Origin of the sequence: Actinomyces oris, assembly GCF_001937445.1 — a bacterium.
Taxonomy (GTDB): domain Bacteria; phylum Actinomycetota; class Actinomycetes; order Actinomycetales; family Actinomycetaceae; genus Actinomyces; species Actinomyces acetigenes.
In genome coordinates, this window is sequence record NZ_MSKS01000010.1 from 55,389 (window position 1) to 73,263 (window position 17,875).

Sequence of the window (17,875 nt, forward strand, 5' to 3'; positions counted from 1 at the left end):
GGAGAGTCATGGAATACGTCGATGGCAACGAGCGCCGCTTCGGTGCCGAGGACCTGTTCTTCTCGACGACGGATACCAAGGGTGTCATTCGCAGGACCAACCGGGTCTTCAACTCGCTGTCCCGTTACAGCTCCGAGGAGCTCGTCGGCTCTCCGCACAACATCATCCGGCACGATGACATGCCCGCCGGTGCCTTCAAGCTCATGTGGGATGAGCTCGAGCAGGGACGCTCCTCCTGCGTCTACGTGCTCAACCGGGCCAAGGACGGGCGGGACTACTGGGTCTTCGCCACGATCGCCCCGCTGGCCGACGGCTACCTGTCTGTGCGCGTGCGCCCGACCAACCACGCCATGTTCACGCCCGTCAAGGAGATCTACGCCCGCGTGCGCGCCGCCGAGCGCGCCTACGCCGAGGAGGGCCACGGGCGCCGGGAGGTCGCCGAGCACGGGGCCGCGCTGCTGACCGAGGAGCTCGCGAAGCTTCAGTACCACGACCTGCACAACTTCGCCCGGGCCGCCCTGCCGCGCGAGCTGGCCCTGCTGGTCGTCGAGGGCGTGCGGGTGCCGCCGCGCGCCGAGTCGGACGATCCCATGTCCGCCGTCCTGCAGGCCGTCGCCGCCATCGAGCGGGACACCGACAAGCTCATCTTCCAGCTCGGCGAGTACCAGGAGCTCATCAACGGCCTGGGCTCCTGGGCCGGAGGGGTGCGCTCGGTCATTGACCGGGCCGACCGCGTGGGCTCCCTTATGGGGGAGGTGACCAGCCTCGACGCCGAGTCCTCCGTGCCCACCGTCTCCGAGCGTGTCAAGGAGCGCGGGGCTCAGGCCGTCGAGGTGCTGCGCCAGCTCAACTCCTCCCTCGTGGCGCTCTACGAGGCGGCCTCCGAGGTGCGCTTCCGCAGCTCGATGATGCGTCTGCACACCCTCATGGCCGGCATCTTCGCCGCCGCCGTCCTGGACGGCCAGGAGGGGGAGTCCGCCGACGCCATCGGCGACCTCGCCGAGGCGATGCTCTCCGACCTGGAAGAGCTCGTGCCCTCCTGCCAGGAGGCGGCGAACCTGGCTGAGCGCCTGGAGGGTGACCTTCGCTCCGTGGTCAGCAACCTCGACCGCGTCAAGCGGCCCTTCCAGCGCTGGATCCGCGCTCTTCAGGACGAGGGGGCTCAGGCGCTCGTCGAGGGCGTCGACGCCGAGGCCGCCCTGAGTGAGGCCGTCGCCGTGGGTGAACAGGGCTTCCCGGAGACGGCCTCACTGGCCGAGCTGGCCGCCAAGGTCCGCGGCGTCGTTGTGACCTTGGACGAACCCGTCATCCGTCAGCGGGTGGCGACGGTCCGCGAGACCCTGAGTCACCTGGGGGAGTAGTTGGCGATAATCCACAAGATAGGTCCCACCTTATTGGTGACAATGTCATAAATTGTCTTCCGCGGGTCCGCGCGTGTCACTAGGTTCTTCTCGGCACTGTGTGAGGAGCTAAGGAAAGAGTCCTCGGCGAGGTGCTCCCGCGAATTATTCACTTTGAAGGAAAGCACCATGGAGTCGCAGGTCGGTTACGAGCGTTTGTTCGATCCGCAGGACATCTTCTTTTCCACCACGGATCTCAAAGGCGTCATTCAGAACACAAACCGGACGTTCGATACGCTGTCGCGTTACTCGCGCGAGCGTCTCATCGGGGCTCCGCACAACATCATTCGTCACCTGGACATGCCGGCGGGTCTGTTCCGTCTCATCTGGGACGATCTGCAGACTCGGCGCCCAGCCTGCGGGTACATCACCAACCGTGCCGTGGACGGCCTGGACTACCGGGTCTTTGCCACCATCGTGCCGCTGCGCCAGGGGTACCTGTCGGTGCGGATCAAGCCGATGGACACTGCGACCAGGGAGCGGGTCGAGGAGGTCTACCGCCGGGTGCGCGCCAAGGAGCGCGACCTTCAGGCCCGGGGCGCCTCGCGCCACCAGCTCGGCGAGTTCGGTGGTCGCGAGCTGGCCGCGGAGCTGGCGGCCCTGGGCTTCCCCTCCCTGCACGACATGACGCTGGTGACCCTGCCGCGCGAGGTGGCCGCCCTGGTGGCCGCCGGGGTGCGTGTCCCTGCGGCCGCCCCCGAGGGGCTGGGCGCCGTGGCCCGGATCCTCAACGCGACGGCCGCCATGGAGAAGGACACCGATGCCCTGGTCTTCGAGCTCGACGAGTACCTGCGCCTCATCACCACCATGGAGGCCACCCACGACTCGGCCCGGGCGGTGGAGGCGCGGGTGGGGCGCATCGGCCAGCTGGTCTCCCACGACGTCGGCGACAGCGCCCAGACCAAGGTGCTCATGCTCAGCGAGCGCATCACCGAGCTCACCGGCGTCGCGGGCGCGGAGCTGAACGCACTGCCCTCGCGGCTCAAGGTCCTGCACCAGTCGGTCACCGAGCTGCGCTTCTCGGTGGCCCTCATGCGCCTGCTCACCCTCATGGTGGGGTGCTTCGCGCAGTCCATCCTCGATGGCACCGAGGTGGACGCCGTGCACTCCCTGACGGACCTGTGTGAGGCGCTGGAGTCCGGCTTCCGCGGCCTGGGCCCCGTGCTGCAGACCGTCAGCGGCCAGGTCGCCCAGCTCAATGACGCCCTGCGCACCGTGACCTCCAGCCTGGACCGGGCGGCCCGGCGCCTGGGGCAGTGGGTGGATCTGCGCGGCGGCGGGGCCGGCTCCTCGGGCTCGCCGATCATCGACGAGGTCGCCCAGCTCACCTCCCGCGGATTCCCCGAGGTCCGCTCCTTGGCCGAGCTGGCCGCCGAGTGCCGCGGGCTGCACCTGCCCTACGACGAGAACGTCGCCGCTCAGCGCCTGGCGGCCGTGCGCGGCGCCCTGGCCGAGCCCATCTGAGACGAAAGTCGTTCTTCCGGACACTGCCTGGTTGGAAAAGGTGGGTGGTGCGTTACAGTCGGCTGGGAGCCGGTGCGAGCCGTCTCCCTCCGTCCCCCTCGTCAGGGCCCCGGATCGCCCGGATCGTCACGATCACGGGGAGACCGCCGGGACCTGCCGACAACCACCCGCAGACCCGCCAGCCGCGGCCAGCCGCGCACCACCCGTGAGGAAGGCTTTACGTGTCCACCAAGCTCGTCATCGTGGAGTCCCCCAACAAGGTGCGCTCCATTGCCGGCTACCTGGGTCCGGAGTTCGACGTCGAGGCCTCCGTGGGGCACATCCGCGACCTGCCGCAGCCCTCCGAGCTGCCCGCCACCATGAAGAAGGGGCCCTACGGGAAGTTCGCGGTCGACGTCGAGGACGACTTCACCCCCTACTACGTCGTCAACCCCGACAAGAAGAAGACGGTCGCCCAGCTCAAGAAGGCCCTCAAGGAGGCCGACGAGCTCTACCTGGCCACCGACGACGACCGCGAGGGCGAGGCCATCGCCTGGCACCTCCAGCAGGTCCTCAAGCCCAAGGTGCCGGTGCGCCGCATGGTCTTCACCGAGATCACCCGCGAGGCCGTCACCCGCGCCCTGGACAACACCCGCGAGCTGGACATCCACCTCGTTGACGCCCAGGAGACCCGCCGCATCCTGGACCGTCTCGTGGGCTACGAGGTCAGCCCGGTCCTGTGGCGCAAGGTCCGCGCCGGCCTGTCCGCCGGGAGAGTCCAGTCAGTGGCCACCCGCCTCGTCGTCGAGCGCGAGCGCGAGCGCATGGCCTTCCGCTCCGCCTCCTACTGGGGGGTGGAGGCCACCTTCTCCACCGTCCTGTCCGCCGTGGACGTCACTGCCCGCCAGGAGGCCTCCTTCACCGCCCGGCTCGTCACCCTCGACGGGCGGCGCGTGGCCACCGGCCGCGACTTCAACGACGACGGCCAGCTGCGCCCCGCCGCGCTCAAGGCCTCCACCGTCCACCTCCACCAGGTGGGGGCCACCGCCGTGGCCGAGGCCATCGGCCGGGGCGAGCCCCGCGTGGTCGGCGTGGAGGACAAGCCCTACAAGCGCCGCCCGGCCGCCCCCTTCACCACCTCCACCCTCCAGCAGGAGGCCTCCCGCAAGCTGCGCATGAACCCGCGCGAGACCATGCGTGTGGCGCAGGGCCTCTACGAGAACGGCTTCATCACCTACATGCGCACCGACTCCACGGTCCTGTCCGGCCAGGCCGTGGCCGCGGCCCGCTCGCAGGTGGCCGAGCTCTACGGGGCCGAGTACGTCCCCGAGCGCCCCCGCGTCTACGCCTCCAAGTCCAAGGGCGCCCAGGAGGCCCACGAGGCGATCCGACCCGCCGGCGACCACTTCCGCACCCCCGCGCAGGTCTCCGGCGAGCTCACCGGCGCCCAGTTCCGCCTCTACGAGCTCATCTGGAAGCGGACCGTGGCCTCCCAGATGGCCGACGCCGTCGGCTCGACCGCCACGGTGACCGTCGAGGTGCCGCTGACGCCCGCGACCGGCGAGTCGCGCGACTCCGGCCCCACCTTCTCCACGGCCGGTCTGACGGCGTCGGGCACCGTCATCACCTTCCGCGGCTTCCTGGCCGCCTATGAGGAGGGGCGCGACGCCGAGCGCTACCAGGACGACGCCGGCGCCGCCGCCAAGGACTCCAAGGACGTGCGCCTGCCCGCGATGATCGCCGGCCAGGAGCTGGCCGCCCTGGGCGCCGAGGCCTCCGGCCACGAGACCACGCCGCCGCCGCGCTACACCGAGGCCTCCCTGGTCAAGGCCCTTGAGGAGCGGGAGATCGGCCGTCCCTCGACGTACGCGGCCACCATGTCCACCATCTCCGACCGCGGCTACGTCGACCACCGCGGCCAGGCCCTGGTGCCGACCTGGCTCGCCTTCGCCGTCACGCGGCTGCTGGAGGAGAACTTCACCGAGCTCGTCGACTACGACTTCACCGCCTCCATGGAGCGCGACCTGGACCGGATCGCCGCCGGCGAGGAGGACCGGGTCGCCTGGCTGCGGCGCTTCTACAACGGTCAGGGGGGTGCCGGCGCCCCGGAGGCCGCCCAGGCCGCCTCGGGTGAGCTCGACGCCGCGGCCGCCGCGCTGCGCGCCCAGGGGCTCAAGGGCCTGGTGGACAATCTCGGTGAGATCGACGCCCGCGCCGTCAACTCCATCGACATCGGCGAGGGCATCACCCTGCGCGTGGGGCGCTACGGCCCCTACCTGGAGGACGCCGAGGGCAAGCGCGCCAACGTGCCGGCCGACCTCGCCCCCGACGAGCTGAGCGTTGACAAGGCCCGAGAGCTCTTCACCCGCGCCGCTGACGACGGCCGCGAGCTCGGCGTCGACCCGGTCAGCGGGCACGTCATCATCGCCAAGGACGGCCGCTACGGCCCCTATGTCACCGAGGTCCTGCCCGAGCCGGAGGAGACGGCCGGGGCGGAGACGGCGAAGGCAGCAACGACTGCGAAGATGGCCAAATCGACGAAGGCGAAGAAGACCGCGAAGGCCGCCAAGCCCAAGCCCCGTACCGCCAGCCTCCTGCGCTCCATGGACCTGTCCACCGTGACCCTGAAGCAGGCCCTGGACCTGCTGAGCCTGCCGCGCGTCGTCGGGCAGGACCCGGAGTCGGGGGAGGACATCACCGCCCAGAACGGCCGCTACGGGCCCTACCTCAAGAAGGGCACGGACTCGCGCTCCCTGGAGACCGAGGAGCAGATCTTCACCGTCGCCCTGGAGCAGGCCCTGGAGATCTTCGCCCAGCCCAAGCGGCGTCGAGGACAGGCGGCCGCCCGCGGACCGCTGCGCGAGCTGGGCCAGGACCCGGCCACTGACAAGCCGGTGGTCATCAAGGACGGCCGCTTCGGTCCCTACATCACTGACGGGCAGACCAACGTCACCGTGCCCCGCGGCGAGGACCCGGCCACTATCAGCGCTGAGCGGGCCTTCGAGCTGCTGGCGGACAAGCGCGCCAAGGGCCCGGCCAAGAAGCGCACCACCCGTAAGACCGCCACCAAGAAGACGACGACGAAGAAGGCTGCCACCAAGAAGACCGCCGCCAAGAAGGCCACTGCCAAGACGGCGTCGAGCAAGGCGGCCGCCTCGAAGGAGGGCTGAGGGGCCGCGGCGGTGCTGTGGACGTGCGGCGTCGGTGCGGGCCGCTGTTGCTGACCGCCGCCGTCGCCGGCCACTGCCGCCGGTTGCCGTCGCAAGCCTTGGCCGGGGACAGTCCACGCGTCCGGGGATCGGATTCCTGTCCCCGACGGCGCAGAATGCCCCCGTCTGTGCAAGCCCGGTGCTCGTGATCATCATCGCGGCCCGTGTCGCAGCTCTGCGACAGCACTGCGACGAGGAGGGGACAACTGGCCGGTATTGTATCTTGTGTACAACATCCCCCATGATTCCTGAGAGGAACCCGTCATGCGTCTGCCCAAGATCGTTCTCGCCGGTACCGCCGCCCTGGCCCTGTCCCTGACCCTGGGCGCCTGCTCCTTGTCCGTCAACGGCTCCGGCTCCGGGGACTCCAGCACGCCGGCCGCCCAGGCTGAGCAGAAGGACTCGCAGAGCGCCGACTCCAAGAACTCGTCCAAGGCCGATGCCAAGGGGGCCGCGACGGCCGACTCCCAGACCTCCTCGGGCGGCTCGGCTCAGGCCTCCACGGCCCCCAGCAGCAAGGACGGCGATCACGACGATGACAAGGACGGCGACGACGCCCCCATCACGGACCCCACCTGGAAGGACATCCAGAGCACGGGTCAGCGCACCGAGGTCTCCGGTGCGTACACCGTCCAGGGAGCTGGGGCGGCCCTCAACCTGGTCGGTGACCTCGACACGCTGACCGTCCAGGGCTCTGACGTCAAGATCGCCGCGGAGGACGTCGACAACCTCATCGTTCAGGGCTCCAACGTCACCGTCTACGCCCGCGACATCGACCACCTCACCATTCAGGGCTCCAACGTCACCGTCCACTGGCTGGGTGATGACCCGACGATCCAGGACGGCGGTGCCAACAACACCACCGGGAAGCTCTCCCAGTGAGACTGCCGTGACCCAGCCCGCCGCACCGGCTCCGTCCGCCACCGTCCTGCTCGTCGACGACGAGGCCCCCATCCGCCGCTCCCTGGGCCCTTACCTGGAGCGCGGCGGGTACCGGGTCCTGCTCGCCTCGGACGGGTTGGAGGCCCTGGACATCCTGGCCTCCTACCAGGTGGACATCATTGTCTCCGACGTCCTCATGCCCAGGATGGACGGGCGCGAGCTGGTGCGGCGGGTCAGGGCCGGTGGGGCCTGGACCCCCATCATCCTGCTCACCCAGGTGGACGCCTCCTACGAGCGGGTCTCGGCCCTCGATGACGGCGCCGACGACTACCTGTCCAAGCCCTTCGACCCCGCCGAGCTCGCCTCCCGGATCCGCGCGGTGCTGCGCCGCACCCGTGGCGTGGCCCAGCCGCTGACCTCCGCCTCCCGGCTCATGTCTGGGGAGCTCGTCCTGGAGCGGACCTCGCGTCGGGTGACCCTGTCGGGGCGCGAGGTGACGCTCACCCCGAAGGCCACGATGCTCCTGGACTACCTCATGAGCCATCCCGGTGAGCTCCACACCCGTGATGCCCTGCTGGCCTCCCTGTGGGGCATCGACTTCGCCACCTCCACGCGCGCCGTCGATCACCGTGTCCGCGAAATCCGCCAGGCCCTGGGGGATGACGCCGCCCACCCCACCTACATCGAGACGGTCCCCTCCGTCGGCTACCGCTTCCGGGCCGAGGTCCGGGCATGAGCCGGCCGCCGACGCCGCCGCAGCTGCCGCCCTCGGTTCCGCCGCGCGCGGCGCCCGCACAGGACGGCCGCACCAGCTTCCTGGGGCCGGCGGTGGACACGGGTGGTCCGCGCACCATGCCGGTCACCCGGCCCGGGGCGCCGGCTGCGCAGCCGGCCGTCTACCCGATGGCGGGCGACCCGGCGGCGGGCCGGCAGCAGCCGGTGGCCGAGCCCCGGCCGGTCGATCCCTCGGCCGGGGCCGCTGCCGAAGCCGCCCTGACACATCTGGAACCCGCGACGCAGAAGCCCCGGCGGGCCACCTGGATCGGATGGGCGCTGGCGGTGGCGGTCGTGGCCGTCGCGGCGGCGGTCTCCTACGCGGCCTTCGGACTGGCCCCGGTGGTCATCTCGACGGCGGTGCCGCTGGTGGTGGCGGAGTTCGGGATCGCTGTGCTGCTGCTCGCCCTGGCCGCGACGGTGATCCGCCGCAGGCTGCGCCTGGCCGAGCAGCGGGGCCGACGTCAGGCCCAGGAGGAGGCGTGGTCCCGTCACCAGCAGTTCTTGCGCCGGCTGGACCACGAGCTGAAGAACCCGCTCACGGCGGTGCGGGCCGCCGTCGCCGACCTGCCGCAGGCCCCGCCCCACGAGCTGCAGGCCCGGGTCGACGTCGTCGACGCCCAGGCCCGCCGCATGGGGCGCTTGGTGACGGATCTGCGCAAGCTGGCCGACCTGGAAACGGCCACCCTCTCACTGGAGGACGTCGATATCGCCGAGACCGTCCACGACGCCGCCCAGGCGGTCGGCGAGGAGGGGACGGCGCGTGGCGGCGGGCCCAAGATCCGCCTGGATCTGCCGCAGGTGCCGTGGCCGCTGTCGCATGTGCGCGGCGACGGCGACCTGCTGTACTCGGCCGTCTACAACGTCATCTCCAACGCCTCGAAGTACACCTCGCCCGGCGGGACCGTGGAGGTGCGCGGTCGGGAGGAGTCCGGAACCGTCACCATCGAGGTGGCCGACACCGGGATCGGGGTGCCGCAGGCGGACCTGCCGGCCGTGTGGAGTGAGCTGGCCCGGGCCGGCAACGCCCGGGGCCTGCCGGGCTCGGGGCTGGGTCTGGCACTGGTGTCCACGATTGTGCGCCGCCACGGCGGCAGCGTGCGCATGGCCTCTCGTGAGGGCGTGGGAACCCGGGTCTGGCTGAGCCTGCCCGTCGCGGGCCCAGCGGATACGCCGTGACCGCATGGTGCGCCGGCGGCTGAGTCCGACGAGCCCGCCATCAACCCGTCAGGTCCCCGTCGCAGTCCTGCGACAGGGCGGGAACCGGGCGGCGACAACGGCCCAGTAACGTTCCGGGCATGACGAAAGCACTCATCTCCCTGCCCTCCCTCTCCCTCATCGCCGCCCTCGCACTGAGCGGCTGCTCCCTGTCCATCGGAGGCGGCTCGTCCTCGCAGGCTCAGGGTCAGCAGACCCAGGCCAGTCAGGCCGCCTCGGACTCCGCCGGCTCCGCGGGAAGCGCCCAGGCCCCTGCCTCCTCCCCGGCGACGGGAACCTCCGGCTCCACTGGGCAGGCCGTCGCCGGCTACGAGCCCGGACAGATCCCCCCGATCCCCATGATCTCCCTGCCCGACCTCAGCCTGCTCACCCAGTCCACCGGCGCCTTCACCCCGGACCTGACACGCTCCATCACCTCCCAGCCCGGCATCACCGTCAGGCCCGCCCGCTGCGACGCGAGTGGCTCGCTCGTCTCCGGCTCCACGGTCCTTGGCGGCGACGGCTCCATGACCGCGAGCTCGGGAGCCACCTCGGTCACCAACAACGGGGACGGCTCGGGGACGTTCAACGACGGCAAGGTCTCCATCACCAACAACGGGGACGGCTCAGGCACCTACTCCGACGGCAAGGTCTCCATCACCGTCAACGGTGACGGCTCGGGCACCTACAACGACGACCACCTCTCGGTCACCGTCAACGGTGACGGCTCGGGGACCTACAACGACTCCACCACCGGAGAGTCCATCACCCTCGACGGTAAGGGCTCGGGCACCTACAACCGCGGCGAGGTCTCCATCACCAACGACGGCAACGGCTCGGGCACCTACTCCGACGGCAAGGTCTCCATCACCAACAACGGTGACGGCACCGCCGTCGTCAACGGCTCCACGATCTCGGCCAAACCCGTCCCCAAGGCCGGCAAGGTCGGCACCTTCCCCTCCATCGACGCCGCCAAGCCCGTGCAGTCCTGCGGCACCGTCATCACCCTGGAGGACAGTGTCCTGTTCGACTTCGGCTCATCCGACCTGCGCGGCGAGGCCTCGACCACTCTGACTAACCTGGCCACCGTCCTCAAGGACTCCAAGGCCCCCAAGGTTCAGGTCCAGGGCCACACCGACTCCGTCTCCGACGACGCCTTCAACCAGAAGCTCTCCGAGCAGCGGGCGCAGGCCGTCTCAAGCGCCCTGAAGGCCGACGGCGTGGCCGCCGACCTGGAGGCCGTCGGCTACGGCGAGACCAAGCCGGTGGCCCCCAACGAGAACCCCGACGGCTCCGACAACCCCGGCGGTCGCCGCCTCAACCGCCGTGTCGAGGTCTTCGTCCCGGCCTTCTGAGCCATCCGACCAGGGGGCTGGCGCAGCCGCAGGTGGAGAAGCACTTGACTCCCCCGTGCACATACTGTCTATAGTGTGTATGTACAGAAGGAGTTGCTGTGTCGCTCTCGGTCGTCCTGTCCAACACGGCAGGAGTTCCCATCTACGAGCAGATCGCCCAGCAGGTCAGGGACGCGATCCTGACAGGCCAGGTGGAGGCTGACGAGATGCTGCCCTCAATCCGGGCTCTGGCCCGGGACCTGCGCGTCAGCGTCATCACCACCACCCGCGCCTACTCCGACCTCGTCGCCGAAGGTTTCCTGGCCAACGTTCCCGGCAAGGGCTACTTCGTCCTGCCCCGGGACTCCGAGCTGGTGCGCGAACAGGTGCTGCGGGAGGTCGAGGAGCACCTCGACCGCGCCGTGGAGCGCGCTCGCCTGGCCCAGCTCAGCGACGAGGAGCTCCACACCATGCTGCAGACCATCATCGCCACCTCTAAGGACAAGCAGTGAACCCCGTCGAGATCTCCCACCTGACCAAGCACTACCCGGACTTCAGCCTCATCGACGTCACCTTCTCCGTCCCCGCCGGATACGTGACGGGCTTCGTCGGGGCCAACGGCTCGGGGAAGACCACCACCATCAAAGCCGCCCTGGGCATGATCCACCCCGATTCCGGCTCGGCCACCACTATGGGCCATGAGCGCATCGGCGTCGTCTTCGACGCCCCGCCTTACCATCCCGAATGGCGCCTGAAGGACCTGGGCCGTGGCATCGGGCGCTTCTTCCCCACCTGGTCCCAGGAACGCTACGACGCCGAGCTCCAGGCTGCGGGACTGGCCCCCACCAAGAAGGTCAAGGAACTCAGCCGAGGCATGGGCATGCGCCTGCAGATGGCGGTGGCCCTGGCCCACGATCCCGAGCTGCTCATCCTCGATGAGCCCACCGGCGGGCTGGATCCTCTGGCCCGCACCGAGATGGTGGACATGCTCGCCCAGTTCATGGTGGAGGAGGGTCGCACCATCCTGTTCTCCACCCACATCACCTCCGACCTCGATCGGTTGGCCGACTACCTGGTCATCCTCAGCCGAGGCAGGGTCGTGGCCAATGGCACGGCTGAGGAGATCCTCGACTCCTTCCGACTCGTGCGCGGTACCCCCGAGCACCTGACTGACGCCGTGCGCCAGGCCGGCCTCGGGCTGCGCAGCACGTCGCTGGGATGGGAGGCCATGATGCCGGCCGACGCCGCCGAGGCACTGGCCGAGCACATCGTCGTCGAGGCCCCCACCATCGAGGACCTCGCCGTGCACATCGCCAAGGAGGCGGGCCGTGAATGACCTCATGACCACGAATCGACGTGAGTACCCCGCCGAGGCAGCCGCAGCCGCCGAGGCGCCGGACGGTGCGACGATGAGAGGCGCCGCGGGCGGGCCCGGGCGAGTCGGTCGGGTGCTCTCCCTGGTGCGGTTGCACCTCCTGAGCCTGCGGGCTCCCCTGCCCACCCTCCTCGGCCTTCTCCTCATCGTCGGCGCCGTCAGCATCGTCTCCGGAAACATCGCCCTGGTCAGCGGATTCCTCGCGGGGGCTGCCCTGGTTGGGGGCCTATCGGGAGTGATGGTCGAGCGCTCCGGCATCAACCGTCTGTTGGCTTCCCTGCCCGTCTCCCGGGCCGACGTCGTCAACTCCTACTGGGCAGTCGCTGTGCTATCCCTCCTGGCCGCCTCGGCCCTCTACGCCGTCATGGGTCTCCCTATGGGCGTGCACCCAGGTCAGCTGCTCATCCTCCCCCTCGTCCTCATCACGGGCCAGGCCCTGGGAATTCCTGTGTTGCTGCACTTCGGGCAGGTGCGTGGCCTGTTCATCTGGGTGATTGCGATCGTGGTCCTGGGGGCGTTGGGTGTGCTGGTGCTCAGCTTCGGGCCGGTCCGAGACCTTGTACTGGGGACGATGACGGGACGCAGCCTGCTCCTGGCCCTGGGGGCCGGCGCCCTCATCGGCCTGTGGGTGCTGAGCCACCGCCTCTACCTCAAGCAGGACCAGTGAGCGCCACGATGACGGGGACGACGACGGGGGCGGCGCCGAATAGTAGGTGGGGCATTGCAGGGGCCACGCCGGCTGGGCAGTCCGGCCCCGAGGGTGGCGGTGGGATGACGCTCGCCAGGGTGGAGGCGGTGCTGCGACTCGACCTCATCGTTTTGCGTCGTCGTCTGCTGCTGCTCCTGTTGCTGCTCCTGTTGCTGCCACTGGCGCTGTTCATCACTATGGACGTCCTGGTCGGCCGTCTACAGGCGACGGTGATGATGACGGTCGCCCTGGGACTGTGCGCCCAGTACTCCCAGGGTGCTGTCGAGGCCGCTCACCGCATGGTGCGCCTCCACGGGGCGCTGCCGCTGCGGCGCAGCGAGCTGGTCGGTGCCCGCTGGGTCGAGGTGCTCGCCCTGGCGCTCCTGTCCTGTCTGGTCTACGTGCCGGTGGCCGCTCTCACCGGTGACTGGGGCGGACTCATGGCCGGCATAGTCGTCATCTGCCTGTCCGTGGCCCTCGGACTGCCCCTGTTCCTGTGCCTGGCTCCGGAGAGGGCCCTGCGGGTGTGGGGGCTGTGCCTGGGAGCGGGAGCCGGCGCCCTCTATGGCGGCACCCCGCTGCTGGCAGGGCCCGTGGCCGAGGTACTGCGCGAGCCGGTACCCGCGGTCCTGGCTGCCCTGGCCTGCCCTGTCCTCCTGGGTGCCTCCCTGGCGGTAGCCGTTCACTGGTATGGGCGCCAGGACCACTGAGAGGATCGCCCGAGAGCGTCAGTGGTGGTGGCCAGCAACGACGCCGTTCCACGGATCAGGACGTCGCCTCACCCAGTGCGCCCCGGTGGTGAATGGCAGGGACTCCCGGGGTCTTCCCCGCGGGCCGTTACCCTGGGCCTGTGACCACCGCTGCCCCGCCCGCTGCTCCCGGCGCCCCCGTCCCGCCCACGCCCGGCCCCGGTCTGTTCATCTCCTTCGAAGGAGGAGACGGCGTCGGCAAGACGACGCAGATCCGCATCCTCGCCGACCTGCTGACCGCAGCGGACGTGGACCACATCCTCACCCGCGAACCGGGCGGCACGGAGCTCGGCGTCGAGATTCGTCGCCTCCTCCTGCACGGCGGGCACGTCGCCCCGCGCGCCGAGGCCCTCCTGTACGCCGCCGACCGCGCCCACCACATCGCCACCCGCGTGCGGCCCGCCCTCGAGCGCGGCGCCGTCGTCCTGACCGACCGCTACCTCGACTCCTCCGTCGCCTACCAGGGCGCGGCCCGCTCGCTCGGCCCCCAGGAGGTCCGCGACCTGTCCCTGTGGGCCACCGAGGGGCTCCTGCCGGACCTGACCATCCTGCTCGACGGCGACCCCGGCCTGGCCGAGCGGCGCACCACCGGCCGCGGCGCCAAGGACCGCCTCGAGCAGGAGGGGGACGCCTTCCGCGCCGCCCTGCGCCAGCAGTTCCTCGCCCTGGCCCGGGCCGAGCCGGAGCGCTTCGTCGTCGTCGACGCCGACCGGTCCGTCGACCAGGTGGCCGACGACGTCATCGAGGCCGCTGTCGTCGCCGTACGCCGCCGTGGCGCGCACCTCGCCCACGGCGGGGCCCACCAGGGCGTGCTCCTGGGCCTGGAGGCCTTCGTGGAGGCCGCCGCCCGCCGCCGCGCCGCAGGATCGGGCGAGGAGGCGGGCTCATGAGCGTGTGGGAGGACGTCGTCGGCCAGGAGAGCGCCGTGGCCGCCTTTACCGCCGCAGCCAGGGCCGCCCGCCAGGCCGCCCAGCAGCGGGAGGCGCAGACCGCCGCCGGTCTGGCCCCCGAGGCGGCACGAGACGGAGGAGCCGGCTCAACAGCGGCGTCGGCCGGGCTCGCCATGACCCACGCCTGGCTCGTGACCGGCCCGCCCGGATCGGGCCGCTCGAACGCCGCCCGCGCCTTCGCCGCCGCCCTGCAGTGCACCGGCCCCGTGCCCGGCTGCGGGCAGTGCAAGCCCTGCCGCGACGTCATGGCCGGCTCCCACCCCGACGTCGTGCGCCTGGCCACCGAGAAGCTCATCATCACCATGGAGGAGGTCAAGACCCTCATCGGTGAGGCCCAACGCCGCCCCTGGACCGGGCGCTGGCGCGTCATCCTCGTCGAGGACGCCGACCGCATGGCCGAGCGCACCACCAACGTCCTGCTCAAGTCCATCGAGGAGCCCCCGCCCCAGACCGTCTGGCTGCTGTGCACCCCCAGTGCCGACGACGTCCTGCCCACCATCCGCTCCCGCTGCCGCCTGGTGACGCTGCGGATCCCGCCGGCCGACGCCGTCGCCGAGCTCCTCGTGCGCCGCGACGGCGCCGACCCCGAGCTGGCCGCCCGAGCCGCCCGCGCCAGCCAGTCGCATATCGGGCTCGCCCGCCACCTGGCCACCGACGCCGGCGCCTGGGACCGGCGCCGCCGCCTCCTGCTCGCCCCGGTCTCCCTGCGCAGCGTCGGCGACGCCGTCCTGGCCGCCGCCTCCCTGGTGGAGGCCGCCGAGTCCGAGGCCAAGGAGGCCACCGCCGAGCGCGACGCCCGCGAGAAGGCCGAGCTCACCCGCGCCCTCGGCCTGGAGAGCGACGGGAAGATCCCAGCGGCCCTGCGCGCCCAGATCCGCCAGCTCGAGGAGGACCAGAAGCGCCGCGCCAAGCGCGCCCGCACCGACGTGCTGGACCGGGCCATGATCGACCTGCTGTCCTTCTACCGTGACGTCCTGACCACCCAGATGGGCAGCGACGTCGAGCGCGTCAACCTCGACCTGTCCGAGGCCGTCGACCAGGCCGCCCGCACGACGAGCCCCGAGCAGTCCCTGGCCCGCATCGCCGCCATCGAGGAGTGCCGCAGTCGCCTGCGCTCCAACGCAGCCCCCCTGCTGGCCGTCGAGGCCCTCATGGTGCAGCTGCGCCCCCAGGCCGAAGGAAGGTGAGTCCCCCGCCCCGCCCGACCCGCGGCGGGGCATGAGGTCGCGTCGTCGGGCCCGGACCACTGCCGCCGCGACCTCCAAAACCAGGACGGCCGCGGCCGGGTGTGCAAGAGTCGTGACATGACCGTGACACAGTCCGGGGCCGAGGGCGGCGGCCACGCCGCTCGGTTCGAGCCGATCATCCGCAGATCGAGCCCGCAGGAGCGGGTCATCGCCTGGGGACTCATCGCCGTCGGCCTGCTGGGGCTGGCCACCGGGCTGGCGATCATGACCTATGGGCAGTTGCGGGGGATGCTCGCCTGCCTCGCCGCGGCGACACTGTGCCTCCTCATGGGCTACCTGACCCTGCGGCCGCGGACCGTCTTCGACCGGAGCGGCATCCACAGCAGGACGCTGCTGCGCTCCTACGACCTCGCCTGGCCCGGCTCCCGGAACGACTTCGACATCACCCGGGAGACTCGCTCCGCTCGACGCATCGCTGGCGCGGGCCCGAGCGTGCAGGCGACAGTGCGCAGCGAGGCGGGCACGGTGGTGCTGGGAGGAATGACCACTCGGGCACTCACCGAGCCCAGGGCTCGCTACCTCATGGAGGACGAGCTCGATCGGCTCTGGGCCTGGGCCGCCTCCTGGGGGCTGGTGCCCGCCGAGGACCCGGAGGGCAACGGCACTCGCGGGGGAGAGGGCAACGGCCCATCTCATCCCTGAGAGGGACCATGCACCGGCTGGTCAGTTCATATGATGCTGCTCATGGAAACGAGAATGAAGCATCCTCCCAAGAATCGGCCTTATCGGTCCTCGCCCGCGGGCGTGGACGAGGCGAGAGGCTCCGGTGGCCTTCGACGCCGTCGGGTGTCCGCTGGGGTGCTGGCGGCTGTGGCGGGTGTGTGCCTGGGGGTGGGGGCCGGTGCGGTTCCTGCTGCTGCGGTGCCCGCCGCGGGGCCGGCCCCGGCTGCGTCGTCCAAGGCGGCAGTGCCCAAGGGGCTGGAGTCCTTTTACGGTCAGAAGGTCGAGTGGTACGACTGCGTGGCCACTGCCGGGGTGGAGAAGTCGGATGACAAGACCGGTTTTCAGTGCGCCAAGGTCAAGGTGCCGCTGGACTACTCCCAGCCGGGCGGTCAGACCATTGAGATCGCGATGAAGAAGCACCTGGCCACCGGCTCGGTGCGCCAGGGCACCCTCTTCATCAACCCCGGTGGCCCCGGTGGATCCGGGGTGGAGGCCGTCAGCACGATGGCAACCTCGACCTTCGCCGGCGTGCAGAAGGCCTACGACATCATCGGCTTCGACCCCCGCGGCGTCGGCTCCTCCACCGCCATCACCTGCACCTCCGACACTGAGGTGACGGCGATGGCGGAGGCCGCCCCGGTCACTGCCGGAGACGGCGCCACGGCATTCGAGCAGCGAGCCGCCGCCATCTCCGCGCAGTTCAAGCAGTTCGAGGCCAGCTGTGCGGCGAACACCAAGCCTGCCGAGCTGCTCGACCATGTGGACACCGTCTCGGTGGCCCGGGATCTTGATGTCCTACGGGCCCTGTCCGGGGACCAGAAGCTCAACTACACGGGCTTCTCCTACGGCACCTACCTGGGGGCGACCTACGCCGAGCTCTTCCCCGCCAACACCGGCCGCATGGTCCTCGACGGCGCCCTGGACCCCAGCCTGACCTACAACGAGCGCAGGCAGGGGCAGGCCCTGGGCTTCGAACGGGCGCTGCGCAACTATGTCGCCTGGTGCCAGTCGAGACAGAACTGCCCCCTCACCGGTGACACCGACGCGGGCGTCAAGCAGATCGGAGACGTCTTCGCCTCGGCCAACCAGTCGCCCGTGCCCTCCTCGGACCCGAACCGTCCGGTGACAGGCGAGGACATGAAGCAGGTGATCTCGCTTCTGCTCTATTCTCCGGAGACTTCCTGGGGGACTGGCAATGAGGCCCTGGCGCAGGTCATCAACGAGCACGACGCCTCGATCTTCAGGACGATACTGAGCCGGCTCGACGCTCAGCCCGTGGTCAGCACCGGTGCGATGATCGGCACCAACTGCCTGGACTACCGGGTCGAGGGCGACATGGCCACCTGGAAGGCGCAGAGTGAGGAGCTGGAGAGGATCGCCCCCCGCTTCGCCACTATCGCGGAGGCCGGTGACCTCGGCTGCCAGGCCTGGGGGCACACCGGCACCCAGCCGCCCAAGGCGCTCCACGCCAAGGGGGCCGCGCCGATCCTCGTGATCGGGACGACCGGCGACCCGGCCACTCCGCACGAGTGGGCCGTGGCCCTGGCCGATCAGCTGGACTCCGGCCAGCTCCTCACCTGGGAGGGCAATGGGCACACGGCCTACGCGAACTCCGGGCACGGCCCCTGCGTCACCAAGGCGGTCGACACCTACCTGCTCACCGGCACCATGCCCAAGAAGGGGTTGACGTGCCACGGCACGCAGTGAGTCCTCAAGGAACCGCCACCCTCCTGCCGGCTCTCCACTGAGGATCGTCAAGGAGTGCCGCGGGTACTCATCACCGTGGTTGGGGCGCTGGAGACAGACGCCCCAACCACGGTTCTTCTCTGCTCTCACATGCCTGCCCATGACGCGGACAGGTTCCGTTTACTGTTTGTAATATAACGTTTATGAAAAATAGCGTGAATGAATTATCTGGTCCGCGACGAGTCGCTCCAGGGCGTCGTCGGGTGTCCGCTGGGGTG

The 17,875-nt window shown here is 70.4% G+C and carries 15 protein-coding genes; all 15 read left to right on the forward strand.

What is annotated here, in order from left to right; translation table 11 throughout:
• The first annotated feature begins 8 nt into the window (after positions 1 to 8).
• The 15 genes from BKH20_RS03400 (at position 9) to BKH20_RS03470 (ending at position 17,618) form a co-directional block, all read left to right on the forward strand.
• A complete protein-coding gene (locus BKH20_RS03400; protein ID WP_075371100.1) occupies positions 9 to 1,361 on the forward strand; it encodes a PAS domain S-box protein in 1,353 nt (450 codons plus the stop codon).
• Between the two features lie 168 nt (positions 1,362 to 1,529).
• Positions 1,530 to 2,864, forward strand: a complete 1,335-nt coding sequence (locus BKH20_RS03405) for a diguanylate cyclase (protein ID WP_075389940.1) — start codon at positions 1,530 to 1,532, stop codon at positions 2,862 to 2,864.
• 221 nt (positions 2,865 to 3,085) lie between these two features.
• Complete coding sequence (topA, locus tag BKH20_RS03410) at positions 3,086 to 6,013, forward strand: type I DNA topoisomerase (RefSeq protein WP_075389941.1); 2,928 nt, start codon at positions 3,086 to 3,088, stop codon at positions 6,011 to 6,013.
• Between the two features lie 303 nt (positions 6,014 to 6,316).
• On the forward strand, positions 6,317 to 6,934 hold the full coding sequence (locus BKH20_RS03415; RefSeq protein ID WP_070659387.1) for a DUF3060 domain-containing protein: 618 nt from the start codon (positions 6,317 to 6,319) through the stop codon (positions 6,932 to 6,934).
• 7 nt (positions 6,935 to 6,941) lie between these two features.
• On the forward strand, positions 6,942 to 7,670 hold the full coding sequence (locus BKH20_RS03420) for a response regulator transcription factor (protein WP_070659389.1): 729 nt from the start codon (positions 6,942 to 6,944) through the stop codon (positions 7,668 to 7,670).
• Positions 7,667 to 8,887: a sensor histidine kinase gene (locus tag BKH20_RS03425; protein ID WP_256693013.1), complete on the forward strand. Its 1,221-nt coding sequence runs from the start codon at positions 7,667 to 7,669 to the stop codon at positions 8,885 to 8,887. Before BKH20_RS03420 ends, BKH20_RS03425 begins: the two co-directional genes overlap by 4 nt.
• 119 nt (positions 8,888 to 9,006) lie before the next feature.
• Positions 9,007 to 10,260 (forward strand): OmpA family protein, encoded by a 1,254-nt coding sequence (locus BKH20_RS03430; RefSeq protein ID WP_075389942.1) that lies wholly within the window; start codon positions 9,007 to 9,009, stop codon positions 10,258 to 10,260.
• 98 nt (positions 10,261 to 10,358) lie between these two features.
• A complete protein-coding gene (locus BKH20_RS03435; protein ID WP_070659393.1) occupies positions 10,359 to 10,751 on the forward strand; it encodes a GntR family transcriptional regulator in 393 nt (130 codons plus the stop codon).
• Positions 10,748 to 11,575, forward strand: coding sequence for an ABC transporter ATP-binding protein (locus tag BKH20_RS03440; RefSeq protein WP_075389943.1), 828 nt, complete (start codon positions 10,748 to 10,750; stop codon positions 11,573 to 11,575). Before BKH20_RS03435 ends, BKH20_RS03440 begins: the two co-directional genes overlap by 4 nt.
• A complete protein-coding gene (locus BKH20_RS03445; RefSeq protein ID WP_070659397.1) occupies positions 11,568 to 12,281 on the forward strand; it encodes an ABC-2 transporter permease in 714 nt (237 codons plus the stop codon). The genes BKH20_RS03440 and BKH20_RS03445 overlap by 8 nt, the downstream gene beginning before the upstream one ends.
• Positions 12,278 to 13,012, forward strand: coding sequence for an ABC-2 transporter permease (locus BKH20_RS03450; RefSeq protein WP_070659399.1), 735 nt, complete (start codon positions 12,278 to 12,280; stop codon positions 13,010 to 13,012). Before BKH20_RS03445 ends, BKH20_RS03450 begins: the two co-directional genes overlap by 4 nt.
• A 140-nt stretch (positions 13,013 to 13,152) precedes the next feature.
• Positions 13,153 to 13,941 (forward strand): dTMP kinase, encoded by a 789-nt coding sequence (gene tmk, locus BKH20_RS03455; RefSeq protein ID WP_070659449.1) that lies wholly within the window; start codon positions 13,153 to 13,155, stop codon positions 13,939 to 13,941.
• Positions 13,938 to 15,188 carry a DNA polymerase III subunit delta' gene (locus tag BKH20_RS03460; protein WP_070659401.1) on the forward strand — a complete coding sequence of 417 codons (1,251 nt, stop codon included), beginning with the start codon at positions 13,938 to 13,940 and terminating at the stop codon, positions 15,186 to 15,188. Before tmk ends, BKH20_RS03460 begins: the two co-directional genes overlap by 4 nt.
• Positions 15,189 to 15,305: 117 nt before the next feature.
• Positions 15,306 to 15,890: a hypothetical protein gene (locus BKH20_RS03465; protein ID WP_070659403.1), complete on the forward strand. Its 585-nt coding sequence runs from the start codon at positions 15,306 to 15,308 to the stop codon at positions 15,888 to 15,890.
• A 54-nt stretch (positions 15,891 to 15,944) separates the two neighbouring features.
• Complete coding sequence (locus tag BKH20_RS03470) at positions 15,945 to 17,618, forward strand: alpha/beta hydrolase (protein WP_256693014.1); 1,674 nt, start codon at positions 15,945 to 15,947, stop codon at positions 17,616 to 17,618.
• The last annotated feature ends 257 nt before the right edge of the window (positions 17,619 to 17,875 follow it).

Coding starts and splice junctions, on each gene's coding strand:
- BKH20_RS03460 (WP_070659401.1), top strand. CDS start 13,938: ATGAGCGTGTGGGAGGACGTCGTCGGCCAGGAGAGCGCCGTGGCCGCC.
- BKH20_RS03405 (WP_075389940.1), top strand. CDS start 1,530: ATGGAGTCGCAGGTCGGTTACGAGCGTTTGTTCGATCCGCAGGACATC.
- BKH20_RS03470 (WP_256693014.1), top strand. CDS start 15,945: ATGAAGCATCCTCCCAAGAATCGGCCTTATCGGTCCTCGCCCGCGGGC.
- BKH20_RS03415 (WP_070659387.1), top strand. CDS start 6,317: ATGCGTCTGCCCAAGATCGTTCTCGCCGGTACCGCCGCCCTGGCCCTG.
- BKH20_RS03430 (WP_075389942.1), top strand. CDS start 9,007: ATGACGAAAGCACTCATCTCCCTGCCCTCCCTCTCCCTCATCGCCGCC.
- BKH20_RS03400 (WP_075371100.1), top strand. CDS start 9: ATGGAATACGTCGATGGCAACGAGCGCCGCTTCGGTGCCGAGGACCTG.
- BKH20_RS03465 (WP_070659403.1), top strand. CDS start 15,306: ATGACCGTGACACAGTCCGGGGCCGAGGGCGGCGGCCACGCCGCTCGG.
- BKH20_RS03425 (WP_256693013.1), top strand. CDS start 7,667: ATGAGCCGGCCGCCGACGCCGCCGCAGCTGCCGCCCTCGGTTCCGCCG.